Annotated in this window: 21 protein-coding genes; 13 read left to right on the forward strand and 8 right to left on the reverse strand. The window is 57.8% G+C overall.

The window, feature by feature from the left end:
* Positions 1-899: 899 nt before the first annotated feature.
* From QCE49_RS12535 to QCE49_RS12580, 10 genes are all read left to right on the forward strand, one after another.
* Entirely contained in the window at positions 900-1,613 is a 714-nt protein-coding gene (locus QCE49_RS12535; protein WP_250457159.1) for a hypothetical protein, read from the forward strand.
* An 836-nt stretch (positions 1,614-2,449) separates the two neighbouring features.
* Entirely contained in the window at positions 2,450-2,806 is a 357-nt protein-coding gene (locus tag QCE49_RS12540; RefSeq protein ID WP_250457158.1) for a hypothetical protein, read from the forward strand.
* Between the two features lie 117 nt (positions 2,807-2,923).
* A complete protein-coding gene (locus QCE49_RS12545) occupies positions 2,924-3,904 on the forward strand; it encodes a hypothetical protein (RefSeq protein ID WP_250457157.1) in 981 nt (326 codons plus the stop codon).
* Between the two features lie 69 nt (positions 3,905-3,973).
* Complete coding sequence (locus tag QCE49_RS12550; protein WP_250457156.1) at positions 3,974-4,261, forward strand: hypothetical protein; 288 nt, start codon at positions 3,974-3,976, stop codon at positions 4,259-4,261.
* A 10-nt stretch (positions 4,262-4,271) separates the two neighbouring features.
* Positions 4,272-4,553, forward strand: coding sequence for a hypothetical protein (locus tag QCE49_RS12555; RefSeq protein ID WP_250457155.1), 282 nt, complete (start codon positions 4,272-4,274; stop codon positions 4,551-4,553).
* Between the two features lie 473 nt (positions 4,554-5,026).
* Positions 5,027-5,404, forward strand: coding sequence for a hypothetical protein (locus QCE49_RS12560; protein WP_250457154.1), 378 nt, complete (start codon positions 5,027-5,029; stop codon positions 5,402-5,404).
* Between the two features lie 324 nt (positions 5,405-5,728).
* Positions 5,729-6,505: a metallophosphoesterase gene (locus QCE49_RS12565; protein ID WP_250457153.1), complete on the forward strand. Its 777-nt coding sequence runs from the start codon at positions 5,729-5,731 to the stop codon at positions 6,503-6,505.
* A gap of 445 nt (positions 6,506-6,950) precedes the next feature.
* The gene (locus QCE49_RS12570; RefSeq protein WP_250457152.1) at positions 6,951-8,033 is read left to right on the forward strand and encodes a hypothetical protein; all 1,083 of its coding nucleotides are present in this window, start codon (positions 6,951-6,953) and stop codon (positions 8,031-8,033) included.
* Positions 8,034-8,055: 22 nt separating this feature from the next.
* Positions 8,056-8,916, forward strand: coding sequence for a helix-turn-helix domain-containing protein (locus QCE49_RS12575; protein ID WP_250457151.1), 861 nt, complete (start codon positions 8,056-8,058; stop codon positions 8,914-8,916).
* A gap of 333 nt (positions 8,917-9,249) precedes the next feature.
* A complete protein-coding gene (locus QCE49_RS12580) occupies positions 9,250-10,281 on the forward strand; it encodes a type II toxin-antitoxin system HipA family toxin (protein ID WP_250457150.1) in 1,032 nt (343 codons plus the stop codon).
* 246 nt (positions 10,282-10,527) lie between these two features.
* On the opposite strand, the gene QCE49_RS12585 is transcribed toward QCE49_RS12580, so the two are convergent.
* From QCE49_RS12585 to QCE49_RS12595, 3 genes are read right to left on the reverse strand one after another with little or no spacing between them, the layout of a single operon-like run.
* Entirely contained in the window at positions 10,528-11,031 is a 504-nt protein-coding gene (locus tag QCE49_RS12585) for a TPM domain-containing protein (RefSeq protein WP_250457169.1), read from the reverse strand.
* A complete protein-coding gene (locus QCE49_RS12590; protein ID WP_250457168.1) occupies positions 11,028-11,843 on the reverse strand; it encodes a YgcG family protein in 816 nt (271 codons plus the stop codon). The genes QCE49_RS12585 and QCE49_RS12590 overlap by 4 nt, the downstream gene beginning before the upstream one ends.
* 38 nt (positions 11,844-11,881) lie before the next feature.
* Positions 11,882-12,532, reverse strand: a complete 651-nt coding sequence (locus tag QCE49_RS12595) for a LemA family protein (protein WP_409017216.1) — start codon at positions 12,530-12,532, stop codon at positions 11,882-11,884.
* 1,253 nt (positions 12,533-13,785) lie between these two features.
* Here QCE49_RS12595 and QCE49_RS12600 point away from each other — a divergent pair.
* The gene (locus tag QCE49_RS12600) at positions 13,786-15,015 is read left to right on the forward strand and encodes an acyltransferase (RefSeq protein WP_250457166.1); all 1,230 of its coding nucleotides are present in this window, start codon (positions 13,786-13,788) and stop codon (positions 15,013-15,015) included.
* A 110-nt stretch (positions 15,016-15,125) separates the two neighbouring features.
* On the opposite strand, the gene QCE49_RS12605 is transcribed toward QCE49_RS12600, so the two are convergent.
* The 5 genes from QCE49_RS12605 to QCE49_RS12625 form a co-directional block, all read right to left on the reverse strand.
* Positions 15,126-15,521: a DUF305 domain-containing protein gene (locus tag QCE49_RS12605; protein ID WP_250457149.1), complete on the reverse strand. Its 396-nt coding sequence runs from the start codon at positions 15,519-15,521 to the stop codon at positions 15,126-15,128.
* Between the two features lie 255 nt (positions 15,522-15,776).
* Entirely contained in the window at positions 15,777-16,766 is a 990-nt protein-coding gene (locus QCE49_RS12610; protein WP_250457148.1) for a beta-propeller fold lactonase family protein, read from the reverse strand.
* Complete coding sequence (locus tag QCE49_RS12615; RefSeq protein ID WP_041730772.1) at positions 16,763-16,963, reverse strand: heavy-metal-associated domain-containing protein; 201 nt, start codon at positions 16,961-16,963, stop codon at positions 16,763-16,765. Before QCE49_RS12615 ends, QCE49_RS12610 begins: the two co-directional genes overlap by 4 nt.
* A gap of 60 nt (positions 16,964-17,023) precedes the next feature.
* Complete coding sequence (locus QCE49_RS12620; RefSeq protein WP_250457147.1) at positions 17,024-18,454, reverse strand: heavy metal sensor histidine kinase; 1,431 nt, start codon at positions 18,452-18,454, stop codon at positions 17,024-17,026.
* Positions 18,451-19,122, reverse strand: coding sequence for a heavy metal response regulator transcription factor (locus QCE49_RS12625; protein ID WP_250457146.1), 672 nt, complete (start codon positions 19,120-19,122; stop codon positions 18,451-18,453). The genes QCE49_RS12620 and QCE49_RS12625 overlap by 4 nt, the downstream gene beginning before the upstream one ends.
* A gap of 1,006 nt (positions 19,123-20,128) precedes the next feature.
* Here QCE49_RS12625 and QCE49_RS12630 point away from each other — a divergent pair.
* Positions 20,129-21,619: a TolC family protein gene (locus QCE49_RS12630; RefSeq protein ID WP_250457145.1), complete on the forward strand. Its 1,491-nt coding sequence runs from the start codon at positions 20,129-20,131 to the stop codon at positions 21,617-21,619.
* Positions 21,616-22,917, forward strand: coding sequence for a copper oxidase (locus QCE49_RS12635; RefSeq protein WP_250457144.1), 1,302 nt, complete (start codon positions 21,616-21,618; stop codon positions 22,915-22,917). The genes QCE49_RS12630 and QCE49_RS12635 overlap by 4 nt, the downstream gene beginning before the upstream one ends.
* The last annotated feature ends 2 nt before the right edge of the window (positions 22,918-22,919 follow it).

Below are 22,919 nucleotides of genomic sequence, written 5' to 3' on the forward strand. Positions count from 1 at the left end.
CTGGAAGATGCCCGCAGATCTCCGCTGACCCACTTCGCTATCACACATCACGCGCTCTACCATCTTACTCTGAGGGGCGTCGTTCGTGGATCGCTTACTTTTAGACGACTCAACCGCGGCTAACCATCTATCTCTAAAGCAAAAATGCACGATAAAGAGAAATTCTTATCTCTCCGTGGCTCTAAAAATTGACCCAGGCGTTATTCTTCGATACATTCCGCTCGCTTTACAAACTTTAGCTATGCTAACCGATTAACAAGTGTCTAACATGAAATACGTATTCCTTAGTTATTAGAGATGTAAGCTAGATAGGGCCTTTGCTTTCGCAGACGGCGCCCACGGTCGCATAACGGCGCTATGCCGTTATGCGACCGTAGGTGTTTTGGTTGGTCCAGTTGCGTAGCACTTAAGGGATACGACGTATCCGCCTTCAGTCCCACCTTCGAAGGCCACAACCGCATTAAGAATGGCGCGGTGTCGCCGCACTCTCATTCACATCTCAACTTCTAAAAGTGGGTACCAGTACCTGCTTGTTGCGATGAATGCGCAAATAAGGTAACGACGACTCGGCTTCAACGGTGTTGCTATCTAGAGCTGTCGAGCTGATGCATTCAAAGGTATGTGAGGCGGAAACTTGCAATCAAAACCTGCGACCGAGCACCTCTGAAATAGAAGAAAATTTAAAGCGATAACTTGTGAAGTTGGTGCAAAATCACGTCTTAGAGATTTCTTCTTCACGCGGACAAATATCAAATACTCACTCGTTGAGTGACGTGTAGACGTAGATTTGTATCGCGATGAGGAGGACGGTCTCGAGAGCGGTTTTAGATTTCGCGCGAGCCGAAAAGCTCTCTTCTGAATCTTAGAACATCCGGCGAACCGGTCAAGGACAACTCACCGTGGTCGACAAATGGCATCAGCATGCAGGGCAGATAGTGAAAGACGTGCTGTCGCACAAGAGGGTGAAGCAAGAGGATTTCGCGAAGTACCTTCAGGCCGTTGTAGGGGGAAAGGAAGGTACAGATGGGAAGGACTCGTTTCGCAATCTACTTCGTCGAGGTACGGTCACGCTCACGATGTTCCTTCATGCTCTGAAATATACGGGGGCCAAGATGCCGCCAGGTTGGGAACGGGCGGGGAAGTATGCCGTGGACAGGATGTCGTCCGTGATTGCATTCGCGAGTGTGCCGGCAACACTCGACTCTCTAGACGACAGTCTTTTATCCGACCCGACCGCGCTCCACCTATTGAAGCAGATTCAGGACTTGCCGCCATCAGATAGATTGGAAGGAGGGTTGAAGCTGGCCTATGCTAGCGAGTTCTTCTACAGAGTCAGTGCGGCAGACATAGCGCTACGCGAGATGAGCCGCGTGAACGACGACTTTGTTCAACTCGCGAGGAAACTTCGACAGTCGTCCGGAAGGCGTATCACCGCGAGGACCTTACGACGAGTGTTCGAATCAGGCGACTTGCAATTGGCGCTACTACTGGAATGCTTGTGCGCTGTGCGTTCTCCAAGTCTCGAACGCTACATCGACATGGAGGAGCTTGACGCAGCTGCGCGTGAGAGCCTGGCTCAACGAAGCCAATCGCCGAAAACATCTGACCAATAAATTTCTTGGATTTCGAGTGAAGGCGTCCTATGCTGAAAGCGAGCAATTTAGCTCGGTTTCAGCATCTCCCATTTCCGCTCCTTGCGACCCTGTCGCACCTCACCGCCAGCGTAGTCTGCTTGGCGTCAAGTAATCCTAAAAGTCACAAGCTAACGTCCCTGAAACTTTGAAGGAGGCGACCGTGACTGTGCCATATAGAGTTTCGTCCCGCAGTAAGGGCCACTCAGAGTGGGCCACTTTGGGCTTGAGCGAATGGCGCTTGATGAAATGCGGTGACGCTCGTCTGCGCGTCGTCGGTATGGATGTTTCGACCGGAGAGCAGCGCGTTACCTCTGCTCTTGAGTGTATTGACCTCGCCTGCCGGGTCATTCACACCTGCGACGAGCGAGCCTTATTGCTCGCCCCGTTTTCGCCCAATTCCGACTGTTGCGAGACGTCTTCTGTCGAAGGATTGGACCCTCAATGGCGAACATGGGTTGCACACCACGACTTGCTGCCTTACTTGGACGTTACTCCCATTCTTCTGGAAGACATCGACCGGGTATGTGAGTATGGCCAGTCCTCCGCGATGCCCGAGAAGTCGATGTCGGCGGAGAGCAAGCGTTTCTTGACCACTCTGGTCGAGGCCGAGGTCCCCATTCACTGGGACTTGGTCAGAACCGCCGCGTTGCACCTGCTGAACGGAGTGAATTTATCTGACGGCGCTGTCGTACCGCTTATGTCGCGGGGAACGTTACAGTCGGAACGACCGTCGCGCAACGCGCACGCATCGACTCGCCGGACATCAACGGTCATGGCCTCCGCACCTTCGAAGTCTCCCATGCGAGGAGGCTCAGATGAGCAAGCGAGATAGACAACGCTCAGTTCTGAATGCTGAGGACTCGTTTATCGAGGACGCCGCGGTTACCAACGTCTCAGAAGAAACGCAACTTCGCTGCACATTCAACGCGAGCTACCTCAGCTTTCTCAAGGTCGGCCTCGAGATTGAGGCGATTGCTAATGAGTTCGTTCCGGACGTACGGTTAGTCACGAATGCGTTTGATGCCATAAACGCGTCAAACGAGGACCAGCTCATGAAATTGCAGACTCAGCAATGGCAGACGCCCTCGCCCCTACTGCTCCTATGCCCTGCTCGTTGGCTTACGTTGTTGAACTTGCGGAGCGCACGCTTCTCGGCACCCGAAATTTTCTGAATCTGCAGTAACCATAATCAGACTCCGGACCAGGTCGAAACCAAGGCTAACCCACTTGTTGCAACGTTCGAGCACGCCAGCCGCGCTCATAACATCCACTTGTCTACAGGAGGCGATATGCGCGTTACCGAATCTGCTCAAGCTGTTGCTTTGGAGGAAGCAAGGCGCGCAGCCGTTCGCTGCGGGGAGTTGATTTCCGTGGAAGAGATGGGTGTTCGCCTGCGTCGTCCCCGGCAAGACATCGAACGGTTACTCAATAAGGGCCGCCTGTTCTCAATAGATGTCGATGACACGCCGTATATTCCGGCCATCCTTGATGTCCAATCAAAATTTCGCGCTCGCTTGTGGAGCATCTGCGAGCTCATCCAGCCTGCCCATGCCGAGAGTCGTTTGGCGTTTCTGATGGGTATCCGCGAGTCCCTTTGGAACGGGAGCGCCCTCGACCTCCTTTCAGACGAAGAGGCATATCGTCGCCTTCTCTCAGCCGCTCGCGCGTGGGCGGCGGAGTGGTCTCGCACCACGGTGCTCCTGCTCGACGGTCACCGCGAAGCTGAACACTGGCGCGAGGCGCCGTTGTTCCAAGCGTTCGGTGAAATCGACCCTCGCTACCCGACCTGGTCGCGCGCGAGTCGCGCTGTTGGTCGTAACGAATCTTTTCAAAGGGGCGTGGTGATTGGCCGCGCGACGCTCTTTGTCTGCAAGACAGAGCCGCGCGGACGGAAGACGGTTGAGAAGCGCGTTTTGCTGACCGTAGCTGACAGAGGTACCACGATTGCCGTGACCGCTGATGGGCACAGCTTCCTGCTGCCGCTCGCGTCCAACTTCGACATCCACGATGCAGGAAAAATCGTGAGAAGGGTCCTGAGGCAGATGGAGCGCGGCGGAGAGGAGGTGGGCCTTTCGGTCAAGGAAGCGGCTGAAGTCCTTGCCTGTAGTATTGATTCTGTCTATCGCCTCTTGCTCGACCGGCGCCTCGCGCGCGCAATCGGAAGCGCTCAGGGCAGGCTCACGGTCACACTCGAATCCGTTCGTTCCTATCGCGCAACTGCGGTCTTGCGAGCACGACTTGAGAAAGCGTCAGGCGCGTCGCTTCAGTAAGCGTCTTCCGATGCATCAACCCGCGCGGGTCGTGCAGTTCCGCGCATCTCCAAAGATACGGGGGTTGCCATGCTCAGAGTCACCATCATGCGCGCTTCGATGGACCACGAAGTCGTCGATGTGTTGGCCTACGCCGACATCCGCCGAGTGCACGGCTGGCGGCGATGCCGCTCAAGCGAAGTGCGCGTCTTCGATGGAAGAGGCGAACTGGAAACGACGGCTTTTCTTAACACCGATGGTCGTGACGACGCGAGCGTTTGGGCCGTCGTCGCTCACAGCCTATCCAGTGTCCTGCTGGGCGGGGAGGAAATCCTGTCGGCAGCCGCCGAGGCAGCCCGTCAATGCGAGCTCACCTGAGGAGGTCGCGATGCTCATCGTCACTATCGAGAAGTTACCTCACGGCGCAACAGACGACAGACGCGTACTGGGGGAGGCACGAATCATCAACATCGGCGGGGACGCTGGGTTCGGCGCTTACTCAGTGGATGTCCTCGATTACGCCGGAAACATCATCGCTCGCGGAGAACTGACGGACCATCCGCAATTCGCCTCCTCGACCGTATGGGGCCTCACGATTCGCGCACTCGCCGTCGCGCTTAGCGGTAGCGAGAAAGTTGCTTCCCGCCGCCTGTATCCAAGGAACCAGTGACTCAAGCCTGCTTGAATCGTCGTGCCTGTCTGGAGGTCGCCTACCATGCGTCAAATTCCGAACGATTTCCCGCGTTGCAACTTCGTCCAACGTGTTCTCCTGAGAGCAGATGCGTTGCCGTGCTGCCCACCGCCGTGCGAAATCTACACAGTCCCATTCAGCGACGACGACCAGGCCGAGCGCTGGGAGCTTTGCGAAGACCTAGCGCGGGCGCTCTGCCACCTTGCGATTCGAGATGCATATCGTCGCTCGCACGATGAAGCACTTACTCGAATCCGGGCAGCGTTACGTCGCCGCTCTTGGGTCACCGCGGCCGAGCTCGACTGGGTCATCAGCCGGATGCGGCGCCTGCTCGGCTGGTAATGGGCACCCAAACCATGCCAACCCATGACCCGAGTTTAGAGGCCTTTTGGGCATGCCTTTAACACAAAAACTGACCATTCCGTCCACCGCATCTTTCTTGGGAGCATGAAATGGCTAGCCACCACGATGACTTCATGGCGCAAGCGCGAGGCGTCATGGCGGATGCGTACCGTTGTCATGCTCGGAATCAGGAGCTGTCAACACGCACCCGGCTGCGCGCCGCGTTTGAGTCCATATATCTGCTGCTCCTTGTCATTGCGGGCAAGGATGACTCCCGACTGGTTCCTCAAGACATCGACGTAAATCTGATTGGCGACATGCTTCGCGTGCTCCGAGCAACGCCCAGAGATGTCGACGCGCTCATTGGCCTTGCTCAGTGGTTAATGCAAGATGAGACGCCTGAAACTCCCCCTCTCTCGGTAGCTGCCGCGCTCGCCCTCGTCGACCGCCTCCGGTTGTTCGCCGCATACCACCTGAGGAGCTCCTGATGCCTGATGTTCCTGCAGATTTTCCCCGCACCGCTGGTGGCGTCGTGTCCGGGGCGCAGCCCAAACGCTGCCTAATCCTTTGCTCGGATGGCTTGTACCGCGAGAGCTCGTCCGACGAGGTACGACAAGAGCGCTACGAATTGTGCGAGGACCTCGCACATCAGCTCCGCGATGTCGCTCTAAGGGACGCCGCACAGCACTCACATGAAGAAGTGCTCAGGCGTGTGAGGGTCGCGGTGCAAGAGAACGATTGGACTACACCGTCGGAAACCACGTGGCTGGTTCAACGGTTGCGAACCCTTCTAGCCTGGTAACGAGGGCATCGTGAAGTTTCAGATTGCGAGCGACCTGCATTTTGAAGGGCTATCCCCCGAAGCACGGAATGCCGCCATGCTGTCGCCAGTTGCATCCGCCGACATGCTCATCTTGGCGGGCGACATCTCCCGGTCGGCAGATGCTGTTCGGCGCTTTGCAAGTTGGCCAAAGCCTGTTCTGCTTGTTCACGGCAACCACGAAGCTCGAGGCGGGCACCTCCTGGACCTTAACCGCTCAATGATGATGCAAGCATCTGGAACGAGCGTCATCTTTCTAGAGCAGACGACCTATGAGTGTGGAGACCTCCGAATTTTGGGCTGCTGCCTTTGGACCGATTTTGATTTGTACGGGGCGCCTACTGCTGCTATGAAAGCAGCCGAGGCACAAATGCCGGAGTACAGCTTATACAGGCTCGGTCATCGAGGTGCATTCTCGCCCGCTTACTCACTGGCGATACACCGGAAGTCGCGGGCATGGTTGGAAGCAGAGATAGCGAGGCCCTTCGCCGGACGCACAGTGGTAGTAACTCATCACGCACCGCATCCCCGCTCCACCGACCCGCAATACGCAGGCGACCCGCTAAATGCAGCATTCGTCAGCGACCTGTCAGAGCTCATGCGGGGCGTCGACCTTTGGGTCCACGGTCATCTGCACTCGTCGTCGGACTACGTTGTCGGTCACTGCCGTGTAGTCTGCAATCCGCGCGGATACCCGAAGCCGCGGCGCGATGGAAATCTCGAGTTCGAGAACAAAGCGTTCGACCCTGGGCTAGTGGTCACAGTCTGAGACGCACTATCGAGGGGGCATCACGAGTACTCGCCAATCCAAAAGCGACCGGCGGGCACCGTGCTTCTGATTACCGTCGAGTTGCTCCCTCAGGGAAGCGAGAAAGAGCGTCGGACACTAGGTGAGACGCGAATCATTAACGTCGGCGGCGACGCCGCGTACGGGAACTATCTTGTCGAAGTGAAGGAAGGCTCTAGCGAGCCAAAATGGCTCGGGCAGCTCAGCGACTATCCAAGATTTGCCGGCAGTGTGTGGGACCTCGTTGCACGCGGACTCACCGTCGCCATGGTTGGCCGTGAAGAGCTTCCCCCGCGGCCGGTCCATCCATGGCGTGAAGGCCAGGAGGGGCAATGAGAACCTATATGTCATTTCGCGCGGCTGTGCTGCTGCCTGCAGCAGCACAGCCCGCCGCTGATTCTTGTCTGCCAGTGCGTGAGCAACAAGCATGAACGTCAGACAACTGCTCGAACAGCTCAGCCGCGCCGCACCGAGGGCGACGGTCTTGCTGTTGCCGGCGCATCGTGATGCAACGGGCGCCGAGATTCTTCGCACCGTCATTGTGCCCAGACTGCCATGGATACACGAGCGCCAACATCGAGAGCACGGCGCGGTCGACGACTTCTTCCACTCAGGTGCGGGGCCGTCAACGAACTTCGACGAAGCCACTGATGAAGCGTTTGTCGAACGGGTGGTCTTGCTGATTGCCGGTAACAACCTCGACCTGAATGAAGAGCCTGCTCCGAAAGGCCTGCTCTCGATGTCGAGGGTTCGAGAGGAAGCTGCCGAGTTTCGTCGGCAGATGCTGTTGAAAGGAGAACTCCTTCCAGAAAAAGATTTCCGAACGACGCTAGGTGTGAGCAAGAAGCGGCTGGCGGCCATGCTCAACGATGGGCGCTTGTTCACGCTCGACGTCGACGGTGAATCGGTCTACCCGGCGCTTTTCTGCGACGCACATCTTAATTTGAAACGTCTCTGGCAAGTCGCGAAGATAATCATGCCGGCGCCGCCCGCGTCGCGGTTTGACTTCCTTACCCGAGAGTGCGGCGCGCTTGGGGACAACATCCCAGTCGACATGCTCGACGACGACGTTGATTACAAGAGGCTGCGGCGATTTGCTCGAGCGTGGGCGACTGAGTTCAGCCGAACCATGGTCAAGGTCTACGACGGCCGTCCGCCTGAACGCCCATCAACCGCCGAGCCGCTGTACGAATGCGCAGTTGAAATCGACCCGCGACGCCCGTTATGGGCACGCGCACTGCGCGCGATTCAGAGTCCGGGCTACCAGTACCCAGATACAATTCCTCGCGCGCGAAAGACGATGGTTCTCCTCGTTGAACGACACACGGCTGGGCAAACCGGCGCAGTGCTTGAGGCCAGAATCGTCTGCAGCATCGATGAAGCAGACATACGAATCTCGGTAACGGTGCAGAGCGAACCTCCGCTCGCCATCAAAGTCGACACGCCGGGCGGCCATCCGACCGTGGTTGAGGCGGCGGATGCCGTGTTCACCGCGCTCGCGAAACGGTAGCGCAAGGAGCAGCGAAGCACCTATGAACGAGCGCTATCTTTCATTGATGACCCGGGCGGGTGACCCACAATGTTCTGATGGCGAGCGTGCGCTGTCGACATACAAGGCGTTGCGCCTCTTGTGCGATGAAATCGTGGAAATTCGGGAGTCGCCGCGCAACCATCTCAGTTCGATACAACGAGCCGTTATCGTCGTTAGCGAAGCATGTGCGGCGCTCGGCCTCCATCTGTTTCAGCACGAGCCGCTGCTCGTTCTTGCAATGTGGGCGGAGTCGAAAACCAAGTTCAGCCCGTTTCTCAGAATCGACGACGTGGTGGACATGGTCGAGTCCCTCGCCGAGCGCTGCGCTGAACAACGCGACAACCGTACCGAGCGCGTCATAGTCACGAATCCGAGCGCAGTCGCAGAGTATGTGACTGTGGAAATTCCAGTCGCTCGCAGGGATGTCGCGCTCACACGATTTGCAGACGAAGCTATGTACGACCTCTCGGACTCTCCCGACCCTGACGAAATGAGGGTAATACGGCGGACGCGTCGCCGACTTGTTCGCAAGAGGCAGGTTTTGACCGTAGCGGACCTTTGTCGGCGCGCTGGCATCTCGAGAACGACCCTCCGTCGGCGAGTGAAACACGGAACCATGTTTGCAATCGTCATCGGTCGCGCCCGCTATTATCCAGCGTTCTTCGCGCGAAACGACAGGCTCGGGACGCGGCTGGCGCGAGTTTGTGGCGCGATGAAGCCGACGGACGACGCGTGGGGTGCCTATTTCGAACTGGTGTACCGGTTCGAGAGTCTGGGAAGTCGGACGCTCCTGCAGGTGATGCGCCGCGCAGTCGGGTTTCGCGCAGCGATGCGCTATGCCCGCGCGTTCGCCGGCAACTGACTTCACCACCATCCTCCCATGACAGCCGCAATCTCTCATTTCTCCGTGTTGGCAAACGTGGACGGGTCGTGGTTTCCGTGCGGCCACCTATCGCTCGTCGAGAACGGTTCGGATTCAGTCTCATCCAGTTTTGAATACGCCCGAGCGTACCTCCAACGCAGCAACGCGTTCAGCGTCGACCCGGTTAGCCTTCCAGTGAAGAGTTGGAGGCCTAGCGCGAGCCCCCTGATTCCAGTCAACGGCCTGCCATTTTTCGGTGCCGTCCGAGACGCAACGCCCGATGCGTGGGGCCGGAGAGTAATCGAGGCGAAGCTTGGAGCGCCCCTTAATGGCTTGAAGGAGTCACAATATCTGCTGCCCGCAGGAAGCAACCGAGTCGGTGCGCTCGACATACGGGCGAAAGCGTCAGCCGCGCCGATGACCGCTCCGGACAGTTGGGAAACCTTGTCCGACATCGTCGAAGCGGCTGACCGGATAGACCGCGGCATTGCTCTACCTGCTCACCTCACTGGCATCTTCGTTCAAGGAGCTTGCCTTGGTGGTGCTCGCCCGAAAGCATCGGTCCGCGATGAGCGTGGGACATTGCAACTCGCGAAGCTCTCGAGCGCAAGCGACCGTTTCGACGTCCCCGGGATTGAATACGCGACCCTGCGGCTCGCTGAAAAAGCCGGGTTGCGGGTGCCAGCAGTCCGGCTCGTTCGCGTCAACGACCGCAGTGTCCTGCTCATCCGTCGATTCGACCGTTACTGGCGGGTTCCCGGCGATAAGACACCTAAGGGTGACAGCAGGTTCGTGCGAGGCGATGCCGCCGCTGGAGCGATGGAGCAACGCGTCCCATTCGTGAGCGCGCTCACTTTGATGGCATGTGACGAGTGGGAATCACGATACATGTCGTACGCAAATCTCGTAGCCTGCATGCAGAGGCACTGCCGGGCGCCTTTTGCGTACGATGGCGCCGCTGAACTGTTCAAACGCATGGTCTTCAACATCCTTGTCAGCAATAGCGACGACCACCTCAGGAATTTTGGATTCTTATGGGACGCCGACGTCGCTAGCTGGCGGTTGAGCCCAGCTTACGACCTGACTCCGCAACCCAGCATCGCTACGGAGCGATTTCAACATCTCTCCGTTGGAAAAAGCGGACGACTGGCGACGCTGGACAATGCGTTGACCGACCATGATGCTTTTCCGCTCTCGAAGAAATTCGCGTGCGAGCTTATCGCCGACGTTTGGGAGGTGGTCAGTCAATGGCGCGACGCGTTCGACGGTTTCGGCATCGACCCTCAAGAGATTCAGAAGGTGGCCAGCGCTTTTCGACATATCGACGACATCGCTAGCCGCGAGCTACGGCACCAACTGCCCTAAAGAAGACAGTGCTGATTCGCTTGTTAAAGCGGCGTAGTGATTAGGACGGCATTCCAAAAGGCAGTGCATCAATATTGAATTGGCGGACGAAAACCATTACCGAGGCACAGCGCCCGCAGACGTTGCGGCGTCTGTCGTGACATTCGCAGTTTGGTTATTGCTCGAAGGAGCGGTGCGCATCGTGTCTATGCGTTTGCCGAATTTCGCGTGCCGTGAAGGTATCAAGCCGAGCGACGCGCCCGAAAGTCAGAGGATGACCGGCGCAGAGGGCAAGTCTTCCAGCGGCGGCGGAAGCGCCGGAAAGTGCGTCCTAAGGAGCGCGGTAACTTGCTCGACCCCTTGCACGGCACCGGATTGGAATTTGTTGAGCCGAAACTCCGATTCCATCTTTTGACAGATTGCTTCCCATTCTCCACCTGAGACTCTCAGATGCATTCCTCGGTCCGCGACGATTTCAACGTCGCGGTCCGCTAGCAGAAGGTAAATCAGAACTCCGTTATTGTGCTCCGTATCCCAGACACGGAGTTGGGAGAACACATCGATAGCACGTTCGCGCGCCGTCTGTCCTTCGAACAGGGCCGAACTATGTAGCGCACCTTCCACCACAAACCTCACCTGACCAACATGGGCTTTGTGACTTTCTTGAATGGCATCTTCGATGACCGCGAGCGCTTGAACGGGAAACGCCGCATTGAGCTGCCGCTGGGTCATCAAGAGATGCCGGACAATGCGCTTCAGGTCCAAAATCACCACCTCCCGGACGCGCCACCGCCGCCGAACCCGCCGCCGCCGCCTCTGAAGATGTCGCGACTAGAGCGACCTCCTACGCCGCCCGACCGCCCGCCGATATATCGGCCGCCTCCGTATGCGCCTATGCCGCTGCCAACGAGGGTGAATACCAGCGCGATTCCCCCGGCGATGATGGCCAAGATGACCGCGCCCGAAAGGAACCAAGCCAGTACGCCCACGATGCCGCCAGTTACAACGGCACCGGGTAGCCGACCAAGCATGGCACGCAGCACACCGCCTGCGACAACGGCCATTACGAACAATAGCGGCAAGAGCTGTCCTATGCCGTTTGCTTTCCCTCGACGTTGCGCTGGTGCGGGGAGCGGCTCTCCGCTTACGACACGGATGATTCCAGCCACTCCAGCGGCGATGCCCCCATAGAAGTCGCCTTGTTTGAACCTAGGGACAATCGTGTCGTGGATAATTCGATTGCTGGTCGCATCGGTCAGTATGCCTTCCAGGCCGTATCCCACTTCGATGCGGAGCGCGCGGTCCTCTTTCGCCACAATCAGCGTTGCGCCGTCGTCAACCTTTGCACGGCCCAGCTTCCACTTTTCGACCACCCGCATCGAATACTGCTCGATTGTCTCAGGCTGCGTGGTGGGGACGATAAGCACCGAAATTTGAGGTCCTTTGCGGGCTTCGAAGTCTTTCAAGGTCTGTTCGAGCGACGACCGCTGCTCACCCGTAAGCGTCCCCGTTTCATCGATAACCCGCGCAGTCAGCGGCGGCACGGGAACGTCGGCATACGCGTCCGCCCCGGAAAAAGTCAGTGCTGCAACGACGAGTACAAGAAGCGCACCAAAGACCTTCAATTGTTGACTCCGCTGGCAGACGCAGGCGTTGCACCAAAATCGACGCGAGGCGGCTTCGTGATTTCCGCGTCGTTCGCGACAGAAAAATTCGGCTTCTGCTGATAACCAAAGGCTTTGGCTGTCAGGTTGTTGGGAAACGACCGTACAGTCGAGTTGTACTGCTGAACCGACTTGATGTATCGGTTGCGTGCCACGGCGATGCGATTCTCAGTTCCTTCGAGCTGCGCCTGCAAGTCGCGGAAGTTCGCGTCCGACTTCAGTTGCGGGTAGTTCTCCGACACCACCAGCAGGCGAGACAGCGACGAGGTGAGTTGACCCTGCGCCGACTCGAATCGTGCAAACGCTTGTGGGTCCGAGAGCACCTCTGGGGTCGCCTGAGTCGAGCCAACCCTTGAGCGGGCTTCCGTGACCCTCGTCAGGACTTCTCTTTCTTGATTGGCGTATCCCTTAACCGTGCTGACCAGATTGGGCACCAAATCAGCGCGCCGTTGATACTGGTTTAGAACTTCCGCCCAGCTCGCTTTCACCTGTTCATCTTCGGCTTGAATCGAGTTGTAGCCGCATCCGGCCAGCCCTAAAATCAGCGCGAAGAGCGCAGTGTTCCATCCCATCCGAGCAACTCGTCGCGTCGCGCTTAGAAATCGCAGGTTGTCTGGCATAGGGCACCTTTCCGTCGACGACTTAGCAGATAGGTCGCGCCGCTCCGGTGCGCGCTCTAGTTCGTCCCATCGTACCGACGCATGCGCACAACTGGTTGACCTTAGTCAACTCAATAAGCGGCCATATCACCTCGGCCATCGCCGGTACCGATATGTCCCAAAAGAGCTAACTCCCTCTCGGCGAAGTCCCATTCCGTCGCGCGTGGTTATTTCGGATGCGAGAGGTGGCCACCCAAGAATGAGTAGCGTTTATGCAATGGTGAGTCGGGCCCTAGGCTGGACCTATTGAATGGGCGATTCATTCGCCTTACCCAACAAACTCCCGGTGCCGACAGAAGCGCCAATACCTAGAATCTCGCGATGCGTACGCATTAAGCGTTACATTCTCGTTTATCCTGTCCGTGTGTAGTTCCGAGAAGGTTGGCATCGCTAGATGTGGGATAAGAGGCACAAGTGCGTCTCCCCCGAACCTCGTATCCAATAAGCTGAGCATTGGGCTTCTCAATCATGTCAAAGTGGCGCCGACTAGCTGCGTTCTTCTTAGTAGCACTTGGTGGCTCAGTCATCGTCGGCCGCAGTTTTGACGTGGGGATATGTTGGATGCGGCGCGTCGACCTCAATTGAAATGGGCAGCAACTTCCCAGCGGAAAACGGCAAGCCTGCGCATCCTTCAGTTCAAAGGTTTCGGGCAGCTCTCAGTTCGAACAGTCATTGCGGTACGTGCCGCGCTAAGTCCTGCCCCTGCGAGCTGTCGTGCCTCAGTGCAGTTCTGCCGGGCAACGAGACGTCCATCGGCACTCGCGGCTTTCTTCGCCCAGCCGCGTCTGCAAGCCCTACGAACCAGACCGTCTCGTTCATTACGGGCGGCATAGAGCGGCCACCACGCTAGTAATTCCGAGCTGCTGGTCTTCCGCGAGTTGTACCGCTTCATCGGGGCGGCAAGCCATGCGTGCACACGCACGTCGGCGGCTTCCACCTCAGCGTACCAAAGGCGTCTTCGAGGCGCCATTGGCTGGACGGCGCTCGCGGCAACATTCGTGTGTCAGAAGTAAGTGGGCGTCGAACAGTGTGACCGCAAAGACGGCGTGCGACGTGCCTTTTCATTCCCTGACCCGATGCACCAATTGAACGCGGCTTACGAAAGCACGAACGTCGGCTACGCCGAGCGCGCAGACGTTCAATGGCTGTTCGTAGCAGGTCACCAATGCGTGACGCCGCTTACCGCTACAGCAGGAGACGTGATGAAGAAGTTTGTTGGCCTGGACCTCCTCCGATTTGGCCTAGCCGTCTATCTGATGGTCTTTCATACGATACGCGAGTATCCGCAGAACGTAGACCTTCCTCTGATGGAGCTGACAAACCTTGGCGGGTTCGCCACAAGTACCTTTTTTATCCTTTCCGGATTCATTCTCTCGCATGTGTACTTTGGCCGCACTGCGGAGCTAAGAGGAGGGACGCGTGACTTTCTTGTGAAGCGTCTGTCGAACTTATACCCGGTTCACCTTGTTTCGCTGGCTCTACTTCTTGTAGTCTCAGCGGCCGGAACTAGAACACTGGACACTTTCTCGCTTATGTCGCTGGACGACGGGGACCCTGTCGTAACGCTCGGACATGTCGCGGCGACATTCAATTTTTTGCTGAATCTGTTCTTGCTTCAGGTCTGGAATCCGTTGTATGCGTCAATCAATCCTCCCTCCTGGTCTCTCTCGACTCTGTTGTTCTTCTACATTGCATTCCCAGTCCTCGGTCCACGGCTTCTCAAGGCCGGCCATAAAGAGCGGCTGCTCCCTGTCCTATGGGTGCTTTATCTCGTCCCTCCGGTAATTGCCGCCACGATGCAGTGGTACGGCCCGGTTGCCGTTGGCGTCATCACGCGAAATCCCATTATGCGGTTGCCCGAATTCCTCGCCGGAATCTTGCTCTTCGGCATTTACCGGGAAGCGCAGTTCGCTCAAGTCCTCGACCGTCGGCGCAAGGTCGCTCTTGCGATGCTTTTCATTGCCGGCTCGTTCGTGACCTGTGCATGGCTGGAGTCCCATGGCCCCCTTAGTCTGCGCTACATCATCCACAATGGCGGCCTGATGCCGGCTGAGATGTTGCTCGTCATCGTTTGCACCGACCTCGCGGTGCCCAAACGTTTCGAGGGAAGTTGCGTGCGGCTGGGGAATGCAGCGCTTTCAATCTTCGCTATTCACGTGCCAGTCTTCTTCATAATGATGAAGGCACTGAAGCTCTTCTCCCTAGGGGAGTCGCCTCTATGGTGTATGTCTAATTTCTCGGCGTGCGTCTCAGCGTCGAAGCAAGTCGTGCCCAGTATGGCCACGTATCCGCTGTACCTTTTGGTCACGGTTATCGCGGCGGTGTACTTTCAGGAACGTCTCCTCGTTCCGTTCCGCACGCTGCTGCGTGCGCAATTCCTCGATAAATCGCCGAGGGACTCTGGGAGCGCCGCGTCAAGACACAGGACGTAACGGTCCTTACGGATAGGGACACGCAGTGGCCGGGCCGAAAGGGCCCGGTTCGCCGCAGAGCGTCTCAATGGCCGTCGCCTTCAACAATTTTGCTTTGGACCGTACTGGCATTACTTGCTGCCATGCTCGGACTGCCAACGTTCCATGGTCGAAATTTCTTGGCGCTGTGCTCCCACAATGTCGCGCGCGAGCTTTCTAAGTTGAGGGTCCTTTCCATAATTCAACTCGACCTCAGCCATGTCAATGGCACCCTGGTGGTGCGGAATCATGCGTTCGACGAAGTCTTTGTCAGCATCACCGGTGTAGGCTTGAGACTGCATTTGCTGCATCATTTTCTTGTCGGCTGACTGGAACGCCTGCGTGGAACCTCCTGCGCTGGAGCTCCCCGAATCGCCCATGTTCATACCTGGCATCGACGCACCCTCCTGGGCGTATGTCGTCCCAACAAAACTGATTGCCGTCACGGCACTGACGACGAAATGTGCAGCCAATACGCGCGTTTTCATATCATCTCCCTTCTTGCGGCAAACTGCGTACGTTGAAAAGTCGCCGACATCGCTCAGCTCCGCGGCAACTGCTGTCAATCGGCTAGGTATGCTGCTTGTGAATATTTCCAGCGTCCGGCCCTTTAGCTACCGCGACGTTTGTCAATGGAATTACTGGATTTCATCTGTATCTTGCGGACCAACGAGCGTCAGACGTCAGTGGTTCTCACTGCGGCCGTCAAAGAAGACAACTCGTCTGACCGCCATAGCGCCTCTTCACATTAGCGGTGCGCGGTTGTAGAAGTAAATGCCGTGCGGCGACTTGCCTACCTTTATAGTGTTCAAGAGTTTCAACGTTTTCATATCGACGACCCCTACATAGCGTGTGAAACGGAACGTGACCCACAGATACCGCTTGTCCTGGCTCAGCTCCATGTCGTCGGGCCCTGGCAACAATCCGGTAATGGTTCCGACAGTCGTCAGGTTGTCCTGGTCGAGGATGCTGATGGTGCTGCCCACGCGATTGCTCACAAGGACGTGGTGACCGTCGGCAAGGGACCGAAAATTGTGCGCGCCTTTGTCGGTGTGGATGGTCTTGACGATTTTGCGCTCGCGCCAGTCGACCACTGCCACATAGTCCGCACCGGTCATGCCGATGAGCAGATACTTGTCGCCGGGCGTGAGCCAAAGGCCAGCAGGTGCCTTGCCGACGGGCATTTTCCAAAGCACCGTCTGCGTAGCGAGGTCAATGGCCGCCACTTCGCCGGACTCCTGGAGAGTAACAAAAGCGATTTTGCTGTCGGCCGTAAAAATCATATGGCTCGGCATCTTCGCGAGAGGAACTCTCTTCGCCAACGAAAAATCCTTGCCGTCGTACCGGTAGATGTCGACGCGGTCGAGCCGCAATCCGTTCGTGACAAACCACTGTCGGTCGCTCGAGAAACCGAGTTGATACGGGTCTTCGATGTTTGGAATCCACCTCTGAACTTTCCCGCTCTTTGGGTCCAGCAGAACTAGGTTGTTCGCCACAGAATTGGCGACAATCAAGGACCGGTTGTCGGGCGTCGCCATCAGGTGGTGCGGCTCCTTGCCGACCGGGTACGTATCGATGACTTTTTGACTGCCTTGGTCAATGACGCTGATGCTGGCATCGGCCGAATTCAGAACGATGACATCGTCAGCATGCGCGGTTGCCTGTGCGAACCAAAGCACTGCAACACCGATAAGTTGCGCAACGGTAGGTCGCCGTAGTCCAGTTCTGCTCATGCCCGAACCTCGGTCGCACTGTAGCCGGCTGATTCGAGTGCATCTTTTATCATTTGCTCCGACACGGTCGATTCGACCTCGACCGTCTTCGAGGCGACGTCGACATTCACTTGCGCGACGTCGTCCACCTGTGCGATGGCCCTGCGGACAGTCTGGGCGCAGCCGCCGCATGCTATTTCCTTGACATAGAACTTCATCGTCGTCTCCAAGAAGAGAAATGTAGTCACCGGAGTTTCAACCGTCCCATCGTGGGAACGTTAAGTCGGCTGCGTTCTTTCCGATTTCGTTTGGGCTCGGGGAAAGTGCAGCAAGAATGAAGTTCGGCCCGCCGCGCTCTGGACGTCGACGGTGCCGCGATGCAGCTGCATAATCGACTTCACTATCGCGAGTCCCAGCCCGGTGTTTTTAGCCGACCCGTGCCTCGACGCGTCGGCTCTGTAGAACCGCTCGAAAATTTTCGGCAGATGTTCGGGCGCAATGTCTTTCCCGGCGTTCACGACCTCAATGGACGCGTGTTGTGAGGTCTCGATAGCACGCAGCTCTACGGTCGAGCCCGGAACTGCGTGTTGCAGAGCATTCGAAATGAGATTGCTGACGGCGCGACGAAAGAGGTTGGTGTCCGCTTCCACTGCGGCGTTACCTTCGACGTTGATAACAATGTCCGATTCTTCCGCGAGTCCTTGGAAGTAGGATGCCAGCCGCCCAAGTTCGCTCTTCGCGTCGATTGTCGACGCATTGAGCAACGGGTGTGCGTTGTCGGTTCGAGCGAGAAAGAGCATGTTCTCAATCATGCGCTGCAGGCGTTCGTACTCTTCTATGTTCGACTCGATGAGCGCTTCGTACTCTTCGATGGTTCTCGTTCGCGAAAGCGTTATCTGCGATGCACTCAGCAACGTTGCAAGCGGTGTGCGCATGTCATGCGCGAGGTCCGAGGAGAACTGCGACAGACGAACGAACGCCCGCTCGAGTCGGTCAAGCATTCGATTTACGGAAGTTGCTATCTCCTGGAGTTCGACAGGTCCGCCCTCGATGTCGAGCCTTTCGCTCAGGTTGTGAGCTTCAATTCGGGACGCTTGCCGACCGATGTCTTTTACCGGTACAAGCCCGCGCCTTGTGATTAGGTAGCCGAGAGCGCCGACAAGCAAGGAACCGATTGCTACGGCTAGCAAGATGTCAATTCGGTAGCTCTTGAGAAGCGATTGCCTGTCTGCCGCGCTGCGCGAAAGCAAAATCTGCGCGACCTCGCCTGAGCGAAGCTTCTGTGCTGCCGCCACGCAGCGCGCCTGTCCTATTGCGGCAGAGTCGCAGCTGTATGGGACGCTCGGCGAGTGGTCCTGGCGCAGAAGGGTCTGAAAATCCACCCCTGTGGTCAGTCCGTGCTGCGCTAACACTTCCCCGCGTTCCCCGAGGACGGCTAGGTACACGCCGGGGTGTGACAGGAGAACTTCATGAAACACGGACTGGTCGCGACGCACAGCGTCGAATGCGCCAGCCTCTGTAATTAACTGCCGGAACTGGGCCAGCTTTCCAGCTATTTCCACATCGTCGCGCCGTTCGAGTTCATGGGCGAGCGAGCGGTAGAGGTACGCCCCCATCAAGGAAAATACGAGGAGTGCGGCTACTGCAAACGCGCCCGCCAATCGCAGAAGCAGCAGATATGGCGACTTGTCGGGCGCAGGGTTGTTCACGACCGGTCCTCGAGTACGTAACCCATGCCCCGTACGGTGTGCAGGAGCTTGTTGCTATATGTGTTATCGATTTTGGCGCGCAAGCGCTTAACTGCAGCATCGACGACGTTCGTATCGCTGTCGAAGTTCATATCCCAGATTTGGGAGGTGATGAACTGTCGCGTCAGGACTTCCCCCTGCCGCTCGGCGAGAAGTTGGAGCAACGCGAACTCCTGCGCAGTCAATTCCAGCCGGGCATCCCCGCGTCGCACGCGCCGCTTGATAAGGTCGACTTCGAGGTCTCCGATGCGGAGAATGTCCTTCACTGCGCGAGGTGCGCGGCGAAGCAGGGAACGTATGCGCGCCAGTAGCTCGGCGTACGCGAAGGGCTTGGGTAGATAGTCGTCGGCGCCGGCTTCTAGTCCCTCGACTTTGTCATCGACCGTGTCGCGCGCTGTCAGCAGCAACACAGGCGTTTCTTTCTGCTTGCGCAGTCCCTTCAGGACCTTCAGGCCATCGATACCGGGCAGCATGATGTCCAGGACGATAAGGTCGAAGTCCTCGTTGAGCGCGAGAAAGAGACCGTCTTCTCCATTGTCAGCAATGTAGACGGTATAGCTGGCCTCAGTAAGCCCCTTCCGAAGATAGGACGTCATCTTCGGCTCGTCTTCTATTAGCAGAATGCGCATGGTCTACGGTGATTGACGACTGGAGCCATTGGCTTCGTCTTGCAGCTTACCGGGTTGTTCATGCGCGGCGGATGACGGGAAGATGAAAAAATTTTCATGTTGAAGATGAAAAAACTGTCATGTCGCGCGCATCTTACTGTCAGGCGCAGAGCGGTAACCTTGCTTCGCCGTTTCAGCTAGTCAGTTAGGCGACTGCGGCTTACAATTCTCAACCGTATGCTAGGTTCCAGAGCCATGCCCTATTGGCGCAAATTCATCCTCGTTGTCGTCTTGGCGCTGAGCCTTCCAGCTCAGTCGTTCGCGGCCGCGTCGATGATTTGCGGCCTCGGGGTAGCTCATGGAAGCAATGCGTCATCTCACACCCACCACCATCATTCGGCAAGCATCACGGGCGATGACAAGATTGTAGAGGCTCAGGGGACGCACGCGACCGGTCAATCAACCGGCTCGCACGGCCATCATCACGCCTGCTCGAGCTGCGCGTCTTGCTGTTTCGGCGCGGCCGCTGTCGGGGTCTCGGCGCCGTCCAACTTCACTGAGATTGCCCATACCATCGTTCTTCCGTCAATGCCGCTTCCGGTCGTTTCGTTTCTGACTGGCGGCATCGAGCGACCGCCCAGGCCGCGTCTCGTCTAGTCCGCAAACTCGCAGCATCCAGCTGCGGCAGGCATTAGTCCGAGTCGACCACCGACTTTGACGATTCATGACGAGAACAATTCATGCGAAAACTCCTTGCGGCGTTCGTAGCCGCTTGCACGTTGCCGTCGCTTGCTCAGGCAGCCACGTCGACAATCCCCGACCCTACCGATGCTAGCGCGTCGGCACCGGCAATCGAAGTACCGTCGGCGTTCGATAAGTACGCATCTTTCAAAGACGGCGAAAGCCCGAGCTGGCAACAACTGAACCGTGACGTTGCCCCTAAGCGCAACGGCGCGATGCAACACTCCGCGCCTACCACAGCCGCTCCCGCCGAGGCAAATACACACCGGCACGGGAGCCACACGAAATGACGCGACATCTTGCACATACCCGTGCAACTTGCGTTGCAATCGCTGCGGTATTTCTCGCTGGGTGCACCACTTTTTCGAAAGATGGCGGCTTCAGCAGCGTCTCCTCGGTCGCGTCCGACCGTCTTGGCAAGGATGCTGTCTACATCAAGACCGATGAAGACCGGGACGCTGCGTATAAGCGTACGCAGGAGCTTCTCGCCAAACCGCTTGGAATGGACGACGCCGTGCAGGTTGCGCTGCTCAACAATCGTGGGCTCCAAGCCGCGTATGGCGAGCTTGGCATTTCCGAAGCCGACCTAGTCCAAGCGGGCCGCCTACCCAATCCAAGCTTTACCTTCAGCAGGACACATTGGAGCGATGGAATTGGCATCGGCCGAACGTTCTCAATGGCGGTTCTCGGTGTGCTGACACTCCCTGTCGCTTCGCGTATCGAAAGCCGTCGGTTCGAGCAGACAAAGCTCGAGACCGCGAACACCATGCTGAGTGTGGCGGCTGACGCGCGTAAGGCATACGTCAACGCTGTCGCTGCAGAACAGGCCGCAACGTACGCCGAGCAAGTCAAGGATTCTGCCGAGGCTGGCGCTGAGCTCGCCTCGCGCATGCGCCAGGCGGGCAACTTCAGCAAGCTCGACTACGCGCGAGAGCAAGCCTTCTATGCCGAATCCGCTGCACAGTTGGGCAAGGCTCGACAGCAGAAAATTTCCGCGCGCGAAAAGCTCACCCGCGCGATGGGCCTTTGGGGTTCCGGCGCGCAGTATCAGCTCCCCGACCGCTTGCCGGAACTGCCGAAAGACAGGCCTCAGTTGAATGAGCTCGAGACCTTCGCGATGCAGAACCGCCTAGACATTCAGGCGAGGAAGCTCCAAGTGCAAGGGCTCGCGACATCGCTGGGTCTGGGCAAGGCGACTCGGTTCGTCAATGCGTTGGAGGTCGGATACCAGAACAACTTCGAAACCGACAAGGGCAAAGAGCGTGGATACGAAATAAGCGTTGAGATTCCCATCTTCGACTGGGGTAGCGCAAAGGTGGCACGCGCGGAAGCCATCTACATGCAGTCGGCCGACCGCCTCGCACAGACAGCCATTGACGCTAGGTCGGAAGTCCGCGAATCGTACTCCGCCTACGTGACCAGCTACGACGTCGCCAAGCACTACCGTGACGAGGTCGTCCCTGTGCGCAAGACCATCTCTGATGAGATGCTGCTTCGCTACAACGGCATGCTTGCAAGCGTTTTCGAATTGCTCTCCGACTCGCGCGACCAGGTCAGTGCGGTCAACGGCTACATCGACGCACTGAAAGACTATTGGCTTGCTGAAACCGACCTACAGCAGTCGCTGGGCGGACGACTTCCGCCAACCCCGAACCCAGCGGTGCGAGCGCCAGCTACGCACGATACGGATGCCGCATCACACGGACCAGCCGAAGGCGCGCCGTCGCCGGCGTCCGCGGCGCAGTCGGTGCCGCAAACACATACTGAAGGTAAATGAAGATGGTCTCTCGTCGAACTTTTCTCGGCGGTTCCGGCGCTGCCTTGCTAGGTGCAGCCCTCGTGAGCAAGGCCGGCGCGGCGTCGCTGCCCGAAGCGCCAACGATGGGTAACGCCGTCACGCAGCCGCCTCTCGCACCACCCAACGGGCGTCCATACACGCCAGTCGCGACGCTGAATGGATGGTCGCTGCCATGGCGCATGAAGAACGGATGGAAGGAGTTCCACCTCATTGCAGAGCCGGTGGTACGCGAGATGGCGCCTGGCATGAACGCGAACCTTTGGGGCTACAACGGTCAGACGCCCGGCCCGACTATCGAAGCAGTCGAGGGAGACAAGGTACGCATCTTTGTGACCAACAAGCTGCCCGAACACACGACCGTTCATTGGCACGGGATGCTGCTGCCTTCTGGGATGGACGGGGTTGGCGGACTGACACAGCCCCATATTCCGCCAGGCAAGACGTTCGTCTACGAGTTCCAACTCGAGAAGCACGGCACCTTCATGTATCACCCCCATGCCGATGAAATGGTTCAAATGGCCATGGGCATGATGGGCACTTTCATCGTGCATCCGAAGGACCGCAATGTCATGCCTGTGGACCGCGACTTCGTCTTTCTGCTCGCCGCCTACGACATTGACCCCGGCAGCTTCACACCGCGCGTCAACGAGATGACGGACTTCAATATGTGGACCTTCAATTCCAGGGTCTTTCCGGGAATCGACCCCATGCCTGTTCGTGCGGGTGACCGAGTGCGCATCCGCTTCGGCAACCTGACGATGACAAACCACCCGATTCACTTGCATGGCTACAGCTTCGAGGTCGCCGGCACGGATGGCGGCTGGATACCGCAAGCCGCGCGTTGGCCAGAAGTTACCGCTGATGTCGCTGTGGGACAGATGCGCGCAATCGAGTTCACGGCGAACCGTCCAGGTGATTGGGCATTTCATTGCCACAAGTCCCATCACACGATGAATGCAATGGGGCATCAGGTGCCGAACATGATTGGCGTGCCTCAGAAAGACCTGGCCAAGCGCATCAACAAGCTCGTTCCCGACTACATGGCCATGGGCAGCACGGGCGGGGCGATGGGGGAAATGGAAATGCCCCTTCCCGACAACACGCTGCCGATGATGACTGGCAGTGGTCCGTTCGGTCCGTTAGAAATGGGCGGGATGTTCACTGTCGTCAAGGTGCGGCAAGGCCTTGGCAGAAACGATTACCGGGACCCGGGCTGGTTCAAGCACCCCAAGGGCACCGTCGCATACGAGTACACCGGCGACCTGCCGGAAGGCTGATT

Origin of the sequence: Caballeronia sp. LZ008 (assembly GCF_031451435.1) — a bacterium.
Lineage (GTDB): Bacteria > Pseudomonadota > Gammaproteobacteria > Burkholderiales > Burkholderiaceae > Caballeronia > Caballeronia zhejiangensis.